The 12,368-nt window shown below is 67.9% G+C and carries 13 protein-coding genes; 6 read left to right on the forward strand and 7 right to left on the reverse strand.

What is annotated here, in order from left to right; all coding sequences use genetic code 11:
• The 3 genes from ACR2JA_RS05605 to ACR2JA_RS05615 form a co-directional block, all read right to left on the reverse strand.
• Nucleotides 1-147 (reverse strand): DUF1330 domain-containing protein (locus ACR2JA_RS05605; protein ID WP_434008135.1); only part of this gene is annotated, 147 nt, incomplete at its 3' end.
• Nucleotides 144-998, reverse strand: coding sequence for a 3-deoxy-8-phosphooctulonate synthase (gene kdsA, locus ACR2JA_RS05610; protein WP_434008123.1), 855 nt, complete (start codon nt 996-998; stop codon nt 144-146). The genes kdsA and ACR2JA_RS05605, both read right to left, overlap by 4 nt.
• Nucleotides 999-1,010: 12 nt before the next feature.
• Nucleotides 1,011-2,666, reverse strand: coding sequence for a CTP synthase (locus ACR2JA_RS05615; RefSeq protein ID WP_434008124.1), 1,656 nt, complete (start codon nt 2,664-2,666; stop codon nt 1,011-1,013).
• A gap of 127 nt (nt 2,667-2,793) precedes the next feature.
• On the opposite strand from ACR2JA_RS05615, the gene coaBC reads away from it, so the two are divergent.
• Nucleotides 2,794-4,023, forward strand: a complete 1,230-nt coding sequence (coaBC, locus tag ACR2JA_RS05620) for a bifunctional phosphopantothenoylcysteine decarboxylase/phosphopantothenate--cysteine ligase CoaBC (protein WP_434008125.1) — start codon at nt 2,794-2,796, stop codon at nt 4,021-4,023.
• Nucleotides 4,024-4,113: 90 nt separating this feature from the next.
• On the forward strand, nt 4,114-5,163 hold the full coding sequence (locus ACR2JA_RS05625) for an MBL fold metallo-hydrolase (RefSeq protein WP_434008126.1): 1,050 nt from the start codon (nt 4,114-4,116) through the stop codon (nt 5,161-5,163).
• 231 nt (nt 5,164-5,394) lie between these two features.
• Here the strand turns inward: ACR2JA_RS05625 and ACR2JA_RS05630 are convergent, their stop codons facing one another.
• Nucleotides 5,395-6,504: a substrate-binding domain-containing protein gene (locus tag ACR2JA_RS05630; protein ID WP_434008127.1), complete on the reverse strand. Its 1,110-nt coding sequence runs from the start codon at nt 6,502-6,504 to the stop codon at nt 5,395-5,397.
• A gap of 118 nt (nt 6,505-6,622) precedes the next feature.
• On the opposite strand from ACR2JA_RS05630, the gene ACR2JA_RS05635 reads away from it, so the two are divergent.
• Genes ACR2JA_RS05635 through ACR2JA_RS05650 form a run of 4 tightly spaced genes read left to right on the forward strand, consistent with a single transcriptional unit; the run spans nt 6,623 to nt 9,757 of the window.
• Entirely contained in the window at nt 6,623-7,351 is a 729-nt protein-coding gene (locus tag ACR2JA_RS05635) for an ABC transporter permease (protein ID WP_434008128.1), read from the forward strand.
• Nucleotides 7,348-8,130, forward strand: a complete 783-nt coding sequence (locus ACR2JA_RS05640) for an ABC transporter ATP-binding protein (RefSeq protein WP_434008129.1) — start codon at nt 7,348-7,350, stop codon at nt 8,128-8,130. Before ACR2JA_RS05635 ends, ACR2JA_RS05640 begins: the two co-directional genes overlap by 4 nt.
• A complete protein-coding gene (locus ACR2JA_RS05645) occupies nt 8,127-8,966 on the forward strand; it encodes a substrate-binding domain-containing protein (RefSeq protein WP_434008130.1) in 840 nt (279 codons plus the stop codon). Before ACR2JA_RS05640 ends, ACR2JA_RS05645 begins: the two co-directional genes overlap by 4 nt.
• The gene (locus tag ACR2JA_RS05650) at nt 8,963-9,757 is read left to right on the forward strand and encodes a molybdate ABC transporter substrate-binding protein (protein WP_434008131.1); all 795 of its coding nucleotides are present in this window, start codon (nt 8,963-8,965) and stop codon (nt 9,755-9,757) included. Before ACR2JA_RS05645 ends, ACR2JA_RS05650 begins: the two co-directional genes overlap by 4 nt.
• Before the next feature lie 58 nt (nt 9,758-9,815).
• On the opposite strand, the gene modC is transcribed toward ACR2JA_RS05650, so the two are convergent.
• From modC to modA, 3 genes are all read right to left on the reverse strand, one after another.
• The gene (modC, locus tag ACR2JA_RS05655) at nt 9,816-10,919 is read right to left on the reverse strand and encodes a molybdenum ABC transporter ATP-binding protein (RefSeq protein ID WP_434008132.1); all 1,104 of its coding nucleotides are present in this window, start codon (nt 10,917-10,919) and stop codon (nt 9,816-9,818) included.
• Between the two features lie 110 nt (nt 10,920-11,029).
• Nucleotides 11,030-11,716, reverse strand: coding sequence for a molybdate ABC transporter permease subunit (gene modB / locus ACR2JA_RS05660; RefSeq protein ID WP_434008133.1), 687 nt, complete (start codon nt 11,714-11,716; stop codon nt 11,030-11,032).
• A 121-nt stretch (nt 11,717-11,837) separates the two neighbouring features.
• Nucleotides 11,838-12,368, reverse strand: a 531-nt coding sequence (gene modA, locus ACR2JA_RS05665; RefSeq protein ID WP_434008134.1) for a molybdate ABC transporter substrate-binding protein, incomplete at its 5' end; no start/stop codon positions are given.

Genomic DNA, 12,368 nt, shown 5'->3' on the forward strand with positions numbered 1-12,368 from the left:
CCAGTCGCCTTCGAGCGGTTCGACGCGGCCACCGCGGACCAGCACTTCGGCGCCAAACTCCTGCATGGCGCGCGAGCTCCACTCGCGGTAGACCTTCATCTGCGCTTCGTCGGTGACGGTCACGTCCGCAATGATGTACGCACTCATGCGAAATCGTCCTCCAGGAGCGGGTTTGTTTTGGTGACGGAATCGAGCGCAACCAGGGTTTCCAGCAAAGCCTTCATGCGACCCAACGGCACGGCGTTGGGGCCGTCCGACCAGGCTTCGGCTGGCTTGGGGTGCGTTTCCATGAACAGACCAGCCACACCGGCAGCCACGCCGGCGCGCGCCAGCACCGGCACCATCTCGCGCGCGCCGCCGCTGGCGCCGCCCAGGCCACCGGGCTTCTGCACCGAATGGGTCACGTCGAACACGACCGGCGCGCCGGACTTGCGCATCTCGGCCAGGCTGGTCATGTCGGCCACGAGGTTGTTGTAGCCAAAACTCACACCGCGTTCGCAGGCGAGGAAACGGTCTTCCGACAGGCCGGCTTCGCGAGCTGCAGTGCGGGCCTTGTCGATCACGTTCTTCATGTCCCAGGGCGCGAGGAACTGGCCCTTCTTGATGTTCACCGGCTTGCCCGACTGGGCCACGGCACGGCTGAAATCGGTCTGGCGGCACAGGAAGGCCGGCGTCTGCAGCACGTCCACCACGCTGGCGACCTCGGCCACCTGTGATTCGTCGTGCACGTCGGTCAGGATGGGCAGTTGCAGCTGTTTGCGAACCTCTTCCAGGATCTTCAGACCGGCGTCCAGACCGACACCGCGTTTGGTGGTGCCTGAGGACCGGTTGGCCTTGTCGAATGACCCCTTGTAGATCAGCGGAATGCCCAACGATGTGCAGGCTTCCTTGAGCTGGCCGGCCACGTCCAGCGACATCTGCAGACCTTCGATCGAGCAGGTGCCGGCGATCAGGAAAAACCGTTTGTCCAGGCCGACGTCGAATCCGCAGAGTTGCATGGCGGGCTCCGGTCAGGCCTTGGCGGCCTTCTGGTGTTCCACCGCCGCCTTGACGAAGGCGTTGAACAGCGGGTGGCCCGCCCAGGGGGTGGACTTGAACTCGGGGTGGAACTGCACGCCGATGTACCAGGGGTGTACCGCCTTGGGCAGCTCGACGATTTCAGTCAACTGCTCGCGTTGGGTCAGCGCCGAGATCACCAGGCCGGCCTTGCGCAGCTGGTCCAGGTAGTTGACGTTGGCTTCGTAGCGGTGGCGGTGGCGCTCGGTCACCACATCACCATAGATGCTGTGCGCCAGCGTGCCGGGGGCCACGTCGGAGCTTTGTGCGCCGAGGCGCATGGTGCCGCCCAGGTCTGAGCTGGCGTCGCGCTTCTGGATGCTGCCGTCGGCGTCCTTACACTCTTCGATCAGCGCGATCACCGGGTGCTTGCAGGCTGCGTCGAACTCGGTGCTGTTGGCACCTTCGAGGCCGGCCACGTGGCGCGCGTATTCGATGGTCGCTACCTGCATGCCCAGGCAGATGCCCAGGTAGGGCAGCTTGTGTTCGCGGGCGAAGCGGGCCGTGGCGATCTTGCCTTCCACACCGCGCTGGCCGAAGCCGCCGGGCACCAGGATGGCGTCGTATTGCTTGAGCTTGGCGCTCACGTCCACGCCTTCCATGGTCTCGGAGTCCACGTGGTCGATGGTGACCTTGACGTGGTTGCGCATGCCGGCGTGGCGCAGCGCTTCGTTGACCGACTTGTAGCTGTCCGACAGGTCGACGTACTTGCCGACCATGGCGATCTTGACTTCGCCCTGCGGGTGCTCGGTTTCGTAGACCAGATCGTCCCAGCGCTTGAGGCTGGTGGGCGGCGTGTTCAGGCGCAGCTTGTCGCAGATCAGGCCGTCCAGGCCCTGTTCGTGCAGCATGCGCGGCACCTTGTAGATGGTGTCCACGTCCCACATGCTGATCACGCCCCACTCGGGCACGTTGGTGAACAGCGAAATCTTGGCGCGTTCCTCTTCGGGAATGCGGCGGTCGGCGCGGCAGAGCAGGGCGTCGGCCGAGATGCCGATCTCGCGCAGTTTCTGCACCGTGTGCTGGGTCGGCTTGGTCTTGAGTTCGCCGGCCGCGGCGATCCACGGCAGGTAGGTCAGGTGCACGAAGGCCGAGTTGTTCGGGCCCATGCGCAGGCTCATCTGGCGCACGGCTTCGAGGAAGGGCAGCGACTCGATGTCACCGACCGTGCCACCGATTTCGACGATGGCCACGTCCACCGCGTCGGGCGTGCCGATGCCGGCGCCGCGCTTGATGAATTCTTGGATTTCGTTGGTGACGTGCGGGATGACCTGCACCGTCTTGCCGAGGTAGTCACCGCGGCGTTCCTTCTCCAGCACCGACTGGTAAATCTTGCCGGTGGTGAAGTTGTTGGTCTTCTTCATGCGCGTTTCGATGAAACGCTCATAGTGACCCAGGTCCAGGTCGGTTTCGGCGCCGTCGTCGGTGACGAACACCTCGCCGTGCTGGAAGGGCGACATGGTGCCCGGGTCCACGTTGATGTACGGGTCGAGCTTGATGAGGGTGACTTTGAGGCCGCGCGATTCGAGGATCGCGGCCAGGGAAGCAGAAGCAATGCCCTTGCCGAGGGAGGACACCACACCGCCGGTGACGAACACAAATTTGGTCATGTCTCGGGCGAGCCAGGCGCTCGCAGGAGGTGGAAATGGCGATTATAAAGGGCGCCCCTGTCCGGCCCGGGACCTGGCCTGCTCCGCCGGGCGGGCGAAAAGCGTTCGAACTGCTACATTGCCGCCCATGAACGATCTCGCTGGAAAACACGTCGTCCTGGGACTCTCAGGTGGCATCGCCTGCTACAAGGCAGCCGAACTGTGCCGGGCCCTGATCAAGGAAGGCGCCACCGTGCAGGTGGTCATGACCGAGGCGGCCGAGCAGTTCATCACTCCGGTGACGATGCAGGCGCTGTCGGGCCGGCCGGTGTTCACCTCGCAGTGGGATTCGCGCACCTCGGGCGGCGTGGACAACAACATGGCCCACATCAACCTCAGCCGCGAGGCCGATGCCATTCTGGTGGCGCCGGCCAGTGCCGACTTCATGGCCAAGCTGCTGCACGGCCGGGCCGACGACCTGCTGAGCCTGATGTGCCTGGCCCGTCCGCTGGACAAGGTGCCGCTGATCCTGGCGCCGGCCATGAACCGCGAGATGTGGGCCCACCCCGCCACCCAGCGCAACGTGACCCAGCTGCGTGCCGATGGCACCACCGTGCTGGACGTGGGCGTGGGTGAGCAGGCCTGCGGTGAAACCGGCGACGGCCGCATGCTCGAACCCGACGAACTGCTCTACGAACTGGTGCGCTTCTTCACGCCCAAGCGGCTGGCGGGGCAGCACGTGGTGGTGAGCGCCGGACCGACGTTCGAAGCCATCGACCCGGTGCGTGGCCTGACCAACCTGTCCAGCGGCAAGATGGGTTTTGCCATCGCGCGCGCGGCGCACGAGGCCGGCGCGCATGTGACCCTGGTGGCCGGGCCGGTGAGCCTGCCCACGCCGCGCGGCGTGGGGCGTGTCAACGTGAAGTCGGCGCTGAACATGCAGAAGACGCTGAACGTGCTGGCGCAGAACGCCACCGTGTTCGTGTCGGCCGCGGCGGTGGCCGACTGGCGACCGGCGGTGGCCGCCGACCAGAAGATTAAAAAAGACGGGTCGGGCGCCGTGCCGACCCTGTCGTTCGTCGAGAACCCGGACATCCTGGCCGGTATCGCCGCCACGCCGCGGGCCGCCAGCCGCCAGCTGTATTGCGTGGGGTTTGCGGCCGAGAGCCAGGACCTGCTGGCCAACGCCCACGCCAAGCGCGAGCGCAAGGGTGTGCCGCTGCTGGTGGGCAACATCGGGCCCGACACCTTCGGGCAGGACGACAACGCGCTGCTGCTGATCGACGAGCAGGGCAGCACCGAACTGCCGCGCGCGTCCAAGCTGGCGCTGGCACGGCAGCTGGTGGCCGAGATCGCGCGACGCTTGTCGGCTGGCTGACCCTCGCGCCGGCTTGCGGCGCCCAGTGGGCGAGGCGTATCATTTGATAAGCGATTGCTTATTATTGATTCGCGCGATCAGGAGACACGCATGACACGGCCCCGCCACACGTCCCCCCTTTCCGTTTCGACGGGCCGCCGCGCCTGGCTGCGCATGGCCAGTGGCGTGGGGCTGGGGGCGGCGGGCCTGGCGCTGGTGCCCGAGGTGCGCCTGTTCGCCCAGCAGGTGCAGGACTTCATCGAGGGTCCGCCAGTGCCCGATGTGAAGCCCGAGCAACTCTCGCCGCACGTCTGGATGGTGTACGCCAAGGAAGGTTTTGCGACCGCCGAGAACCAGGGGCTCATGGACAGCATCATCTTCGTGATCACTCAAAAGGGCGTGGTGGTGCTGGACAGTGGCGCCTCGCTGCAGATCGGGCAGATGGCGATCCGCATGATCAAGACCGTGACGCGCCAGCCGGTGATCGCGGTCTTCAACAGCCACTACCACGGTGACCACTGGCTGGGCAACCACGCCTTTGTCGAGGCCTTTGGCAAGGACCTGCCCATCCACGCGCTGGCCCACACGCGCGAGCAGATCGCCGGCCACGAAGGCAACCTCTGGCGCAGCCTGATGGAGCGCTGGACCAACCAGGCCACGCTGGGCACCCAGGTGGTGGCGCCCAACACCACGGTGGAGCATGGCCAGGTGTTCGACTACGGTGATGTGCAGATCAAGCTGCACCACTACGGCCGGGCGCACACGCCGTCGGATCTGTGTTTCGAGGTCGTGCAGGACAAGCTCACCTACGTCGGCGACATCGCCATGGCCAACCGCATTGCCAATATCGACGACGGGTCGTATCCAGGCACTTTCAAGTACTACGACGCGCTCCAAAAAGCCGCAGGTGACCAGCTCTGGGTGCCGGGCCACGGCCGCGGCAGCAAGGACCTGCTCGACACCTACGGCCGTTTCATGAAGGGCATCTGGGAGCCCTGCGTGCAGGCGGTCAAGGACGGTATTCCGCTCGACGGCGCCAAGGCACTGGTGCTGAAAGACCCGCGCGTGGCCAGCCGCGCCCGGACCATGGACGGCTTCGACAGCAACATCGGCAAGTACACCAGCCTGGCCTACCTCGAGGCCGAGAAGGAAGCTTTCTAAGCCTGGGTCGGATCGGATGCGCGACCCCTCAGGGGTGCGACGCCAGCAGAGCCGCCAAGAAAGCCTCCAAGCGTCTTTGACAGGGTTCATCGCCACTGGAACATGGTGCACATCGTCAGCGCCAAGGTCTCGGTCCAGAACGCGGTGGAACCGGCTCCGCCGGGCCAAACGCGTTGCCCCTTAAGGGGCGGAGCGGCCACATGAAGTGGGCAAGCGACGGGGGTGGATCCGCTACCTCCACCAGGGCAGCAGCCGCTTCATGGCGGCCACCTCGCCGGGATGGTCCGGCTGGTAGCCGGGGAGGGCCTGCAACTGCTGTTGCCAGCGCGCGCTGCGCAGCAGGGTCAGCAGGCTTTGCACCGCGGGCAACTCCAGCGCCGATTTCAGGCACACCAGCAGGTAGCGTTCCTCGGTCAGGGGCACGAAGCCCAGGCCCTGCCGCTGGGCCGCGTATTCGGTGCCCAGGCCCACGTCGGCCTCGCCGCTGCCCACGGCCTGGGCCACCGCCGCGTGCGAACTTTCCTCGCGCTCGAAGCCCAGCAGGTCTTCCGCGACGATGGCGTGCTGCACCAGCAACTCTTCCAGCAACAGCCGCGTGCCCGTGCCGATGGCGCGGTTGACAAAACGGGCCTGCAACCGGGCCACGTCGCGCAGCGTGTGCAGCCGCAGCGGATTGCCAGGGGCGACCATCAGGCCCTGCGCGCGGCGGGCAAAACCGATGATCTTGTGTGTGCCCGGCTTGAGCAGCGGCCGGTAGGTCCGCGCGGTGCGGCTGTCAGCGTCGGCAAAGGGCTGTGTGTGAAAGCCCGCCAGCAGGCAGCGCCCTTCGTTCAGAGCGCGGATCGCGTCCACGCTGCCGGTGAAGCGGATGTCCAGGTGCAGGTTCGGGTGGCCGTCGCCGTGCGCGGCCAGGTCTTGCAGCGCCGCCAGCGCGTGGTCGTGGCTGGCGTAGAGGGTGAGCAGTTCGCTGGGCGCTTGATCGTCATCGAACGCCATGGAAAACGCACGCTCCAGCTCGGCGCGCAGGTGCTCCGCTTGCGGCCCCAGCCGCGCCTGCGCGAGGCGTTCGGCCATCAGCAGCCGCTGGCCAAAGGGGGACAACAGGGCCGCCTGGCCACGCTCCCACACCAGCAGTTCGCGGCCCAGCTGGGCTTCCCAATCCTTGAGCTGGCCCCAGACGTGCCGGTACGACAGGCCCAGCTGCCGGGCCGCCGCCGAAATGGAGCCGCGTTCGTGCACCGCGTGCAGCACGTCCATCATGGGGTTGCTCAGCAGCGGTGCGCCCGTGCTGCGCGCAGGGCGCTCGGCGGCCAGGGAGTAGGACATCGCGATGCGTCTCATGGCCCGCAAGTGTGCACCAGCCCTCTGTTATGCAAAGTCTTGCTTATGTTGTGTTGTGCATACCGCGTTGCCACGTACTCACAGGGTCTGCCGCTGCCCGTATGCTGCGGCGCAAGATATGAACAGTTTTTCCGATAGCGTGACCACCGCACTGGGGCTGGTGGTTTCGGGTGATCCGGCCCTCTGGGCCATCGTTTCGCGGTCGCTGGCCGTCAGTGCCACGGCCTGCGCGCTGGCCTGCGCCCTGGGCTTGTTGCTGGGGGCCTGGCTGGCGGTGGCTCGTTTTCCGGGGCGCTCGGCGGTGCTGACGCTGCTCAACACCTTCCTGGCCATTCCGTCCGTCGTGGTGGGCCTGGTCATTTATCTGCTGCTGTCCCGTTCGGGGCCGCTGGGTTTTCTGGGCTGGCTGTTCAGCTTCCAGGCCATGGTGCTGGCGCAGGCCATTCTGGTGCTGCCGCTGGTGACCGCGCTCACGCGCCAGGTGGTGGAGGACAGCGACCGCGAGCACGGCGAACAGCTCAGCTCGCTGGGCGCCGGGCGCGCGATGCGCAGCCTGCTCATGGCCTGGGACGAGCGCTACGCACTGCTCACGGTGCTGATCACCGCCTTTGGCCGTGCCGTGTCGGAAGTGGGCGCGGTGATGATCGTGGGCGGCAACATCGACGGGTTCACCCGAGTGATGACCACCGCCATCGCGCTTGAAACCAGCAAGGGCGACCTGCCGCTGGCGCTGGGTCTGGGCCTGGTGCTGCTGGGCGTGGTGCTGCTGCTCAACAGCGTGGTGGCGCTGCTGCGCCGCTGGCGCGAACGCCTGGACGGCGGCGACCTGCGGATGGCCACCACATGAGGGCCGAACCCGTGTCTTATGGTCCAGGTGGGCAAACCACCCTGCACGCCCCCACGGTGCTCGCGCTGCAGGGCGTGACCGTGAGCCTCGGGCCGGCGGCCCAGGTCGAGGCGCTGCGCGGCATTTCGCTGGCCATCCACGCTGGCGAGCGTGTGGCGCTGGTCGGTCCCAACGGTTGTGGCAAAAGCACCTTGCTGCGCACATTGCACGGCCTGTTGCCCATCGCCGCCGGCGAACGCTCGGTGCCGCAGGCTTCGCGCATCGCCATGTTGTTCCAGCGCCCGCACATGCTGCGCATGTCGGTGCGGCGCAACCTGCAACTGGGCCTGTGGCTCAGCGGTGTGCCCTGGGCGCAAACGCAGGCGCGCGCCCGGCAGGCGCTGGACCGGGTGCAGCTCGCGCACCTGGCCGATCGCAACGGCCGTGCCCTGTCGGGCGGGCAGCAGCAACGCGTGGCGCTGGCGCGAGCCTGGGCCTTGCAGCCCGATGTGTGGCTGCTCGACGAACCCACCGCAAGCCTGGACCCGCACGCCAAGCGCGACGTTGAGGCGCTGATCGCCGACTTCGGCGACGAGGTGCCGGCGCCTGGCCGCCTGCCGCCCACGCTGGTGTTCGCCAGCCACAACCTCTGCCAGGTCAAACGCCTGGCCAGCCGCGTGATTTACCTGGAGCAAGGCCGCCTGCTCGCCGACCTGCCGGTGAGCGCGTTTTTCAACCACACCTTCCTGGAGGCGCATTGCCCCCAGGCCCATCTGTTCGTCAAAGGAGAAACCACATGAAATCGTTCACCGCATCCCGTCGCACCCTTGTGCAACTGCTCGCCGCCGCCGGCCTCGTGTCGGCCGGGCTGCTGGGCGCCGGCGCCGCGCTGGCCCAGAGCAGCATCGTCGTGGCGTCGACCACCTCCACCGAGCAATCCGGTCTGTTTGGCCACATCCTCCCGGCCTTCAAGCAGGCCAGCGGCATCGACGTGAAAGTGGTCGCGCTGGGCACCGGCCAGGCCATCGACATGGCGCGCCGCGGCGACGCCGACGTGCTCTTCGTGCACGACAAGGTTGCCGAAGAGAAGTTCGTCGCCGACGGCTTCTCCGCCAAGCGCCAGGAGGTCATGTACAACGACTTCGTGCTGATCGGCCCCAAGGCCGATCCGGCCGGGACCAAGGGCAACGACATCGTTGCGGCGCTCAAGAAGCTGGCCACGGCCAACGCGGCCTTCGTCTCGCGTGGCGACAAGAGCGGCACGCACGCGGCCGAGCTGCGCTTCTGGAAGATGACCGACACCGACGCCAACAAGGGCTCGGGCTACAAGGAATGCGGCTGCGGCATGGGCCCTGCGCTGAACATTGCCGCCTCCAGCGGCGCCTACGTGCTGGCCGACCGCGGCACCTGGCTGAACTTCAAGAACCGCGCCGATCTGGCGGTGCTGGTCGAAGGCGACAAGCGCCTGTTCAACCAGTACGGCGTGATGCTGGTCAGCGCCGCCAAGCACCCGCAGGTGAAGACGGCCGAGGGCCAGAAGTTCGTGGACTGGGTGACCGGCGCCGCGGGCCAGAAGGCCATCGCCGACTACAAGATCGGCGGCGAACAGCTGTTCTTCCCGAACGCGACGAAATGAGATTCGCCGCTCTGACGTTGACGGCAGTGCTGGCCGGTTGTGCCACGCAGACCCCCACTCCTGATCCGGTGGTGGTCTACGCCGCGGGCAGCCTGCGCGACGCGCTGACCGAGGTCGCCCGCGACCACGAAGCGCGCAGCGGGCAGAAGGTGGCGCTCACCTTCGGGCCGTCCGGCCTGCTGCGCGAGCGCATCGAAAAAGGCGAGGGCGCCCAGGTGTTCGCGTCGGCCGACACCCAGCATCCGCAGCGCCTGGCCGAGGGCGGTGGCTGGGCGGCGCAGACCGTGTTCGTGCGCAACAGCCTGTGCGCGCTGGTGCAACCCGGCCTGCCGGTGAACACGGCGAACCTGCTGGACAACCTGCTGCGCGCCGACCTGAAGCTGGGCATGTCCACGCCCAAGGCCGACCCGTCGGGCGACTACGCGCTGGCGCTGTTCCAGAAGGCCGAGGCGGTGCGCGCCGGCAGCCAGGCGGTGCTCAACGCCAAGGCCCTGCAGCTCACGGGCGGCCCAACGTCGCCCGCCGCGCCCGCCGGGCGCAACGCCTACGCGTGGGTGATGGAGCAGGGCAAAGCCGATGTGTTCCTGACCTACTGCACCAACGCGGTCGCGGCGCAGAAAGAGCGCAGTGGCCTGCAGGTGGTGCAGCTGCCGGCCGCGCTGCAGGTGGGCGCGGCCTACGGGCTGACGGTGCGCCAGGGTGCCCCGGCACCCGCCGCAGCGTTTGCCAAGGCCCTGGTGGCCGAACCGGCCCAGGCCATCCTGGCCCGACACGGCTTCGGCCGTCCCTGAGCGGTGCCCGTTCCCCGCATCCGCGCGGCCTCGTCCGCGTGGGTGCTGCTGGGGCAGGTCAGCGCACCATCGCCACACCCTTGATCTGGGCGTAGACCGCCAGACCGGGCGCGATGCCCAGCCGGTGGCACGACAGCCGGCTGATGCGCGAGAGCAGGCGCGCACCTGTACCGTCCGGTCCCAGGCGCAGGCTCACCAGCACCTGGCCGGGCACGGCTTCCTGCACGTCCATCACCCGCGCCGGCAGCACGTTGAGCACGCTGGTCTGCGCGGGCTGCTGCAACGACAGGCTCACGTCCCGGGCCTGGATCGACAGGCGCGCCGCCGTGCCTTGGCGCGGCACACCCTGGCGCGGCTGCGGCAGCAGCAGGTGGCCGCCGTCGATGTCGTACACCGCCAGCAGGTCGCTGGGGGAAAAACCGCTGCAATGTCCCACCAGCACCGACACCGCGCCATCGCCCTGGGCCAGGGGCAGGTCGGCGCGCGTCAGCATGTCGGTCAGCGGGCCTTCGGCCTGCACGCGGCCCTGGTCCAGCAGCACCACGTGGTCGGCCAGCCGTGCCACCTCGTCCAGCGAATGGGTGACGTAGACCACTGGCACGTCCAGCGCCTCGTGCAACTGCTCCAGCCACGGCAATATTTCGGCCTTGCGCGCAGCGTCCAGCGCGGCCAGCGGCTCGTCCATCAGCAGCAGCTGCGGGCTGGTGGCCAGGGCGCGGGCGATGGCCACCCGCTGGCGTTCTCCGCCCGAGAGCTGGTGCGGCCACCGCTGCAGCAGGTGGCCAATGCCCAGCAGCTCCAGCCCGTGGCGCCAGTCGTGCCGGCGCTGTGCGGCGGGCGTGCGGTCGAAGCCGAAGCGCAGATTGCCCTCCACCGTCAGGTGGTCGAACAGGCTGGCCTCCTGGAACACGTAGCCGAGCGCCCGCCGGTGCGTGGGCACGAAGACGCTGCGCGCACTGTCCAGCCAGGTCTCGGCGCCCACCCGCACCTGGCCGCGCGCCGCGCGCTCCAGCCCGGCCAGCACGCGCAGGCAGGTGGTCTTGCCGCTGCCCGACGGCCCGAACAGCGCGGTGATGCCGTGGCCGGGCAGGTTCACGTCCACGTCCAGCGCGAAGCCGCCCCTGTCCAGCCGGGCGTTCAGCTTCAGCGCGGCAAGGTTCATCCGATTCGGCGCCGGGCCGCCCCCAGTCGAATCAGCCCCAGGACCCGGTAACGACCGGGGCCCTTCCCGTTCATGGGGCATCGACCCGCGCAGCGGTGGAGCGTGAGGGCTCATGTCTGCCCCCGGCGCGCGTGCCGCGCGTTGTAGAACTGCAGTGCCATCAGCACTGCGAAGGCAAACACCAGCATCACCGCCGCCAGGCGGTGCGCGTCGGCGTATTCCAGCGCTTCCACGTGGTCGAAGATCTGCACCGACACCACCCGCGTCTCGCCCGGGATGTTGCCGCCCACCATGAGCACCACGCCGAACTCGCCCACCGTGTGCGCAAAACTCATGATGCTGCCGGTGACGATGCCGTGCCGGCACAGCGGCAGCACCACCTTGAAAAACGTGTCCAGCGGCGAAGCGCGCAGGCTGGCCGCCACCTCCAGCGGCCGCTCACCCAGCGCCTGCATGCTGTTCAGGAGGGGCTGCACCATGAAGGGCAGCGAATAGAACACCGAAGCCACCACCAGCCCGGTGAAGGTGAAGGGCAGGGTGGGCAAACCCATGGACACCATCCACGACCCGACTGGCCCGTTGGGCCCCAGCCCCACCAGCAGGTAAAAGCCCAGCACCGACGGCGGCAGCACCAGCGGCAGCGCCACCAGCGCCCCTACCGGCTTGGCCAGCCAGCCGCGCGAACGCGCCAGCCACCAGGCCAGCGGCGTGCCCAGCAGCAACAGGATCAGCGTGGTCAGCGTGGCGACCTGAGCGGTCAGCCACAGCGCTTGCCAGTTATCGGGAGTCAGAAGCATGGGCCAGCAGTGTTTGCGTCAGGAACGCGGTGGGACCGGCTTTGCCGGACCACTCGCGTTGCCCCCTGGAGGGGGTGACGCGAAGCGGCGCGGGGGTGTTTCACGTCCTCGCGGGGGTGGGTCAAATCTCATAGCCGTAGGAGCGGATCAGGTCCTTGATGTTCGGGCTCTGCAGCAGCTTGAGCAGCGCCTGCGCTGCCTCGTTGCCCGCGCCCCTTTTCAGCAGCACAGCATCCTGGCGGATCGGGTCGTGGCTGGCTTGCGGCACCACCCACATCGAACCTTCCTTGAGCTTGCCGCCGTCGAGCACCTGCGACATGGCCACAAAGCCCACATCGGCGTTGGCCGTCTTCACGAAGTTGAAGGTCTGGCCAATGCTTTCGCCCTGCACCAGCTTCGGGCTCAGGGCGTTGGTCAGACCCAGCCGGTTGAGCACCTGCACCGCGGCGGCGCCATAGGGCGCGGTCTTGGGGTTGGCGTAGGCCACCTTGCCCAGGTCGGGCGCCTTGAGCACCGCACCCTGGCCGTCCACCCGGCCTGGCTTGACCGACCACAGCACCAGCTGGCCCGTGGCGTAGGTGAAGCGCGTGCCCGGCTGGGCCAGGCCGTCCTTTTCCAGCATCTCGGGGCGCTCGTTGTCGGCCGAGAGGAA

This window comes from Hydrogenophaga sp. (assembly GCF_051007235.1).
In the GTDB taxonomy this organism is placed as follows: Bacteria; Pseudomonadota; Gammaproteobacteria; order Burkholderiales; family Burkholderiaceae_C; genus Hydrogenophaga.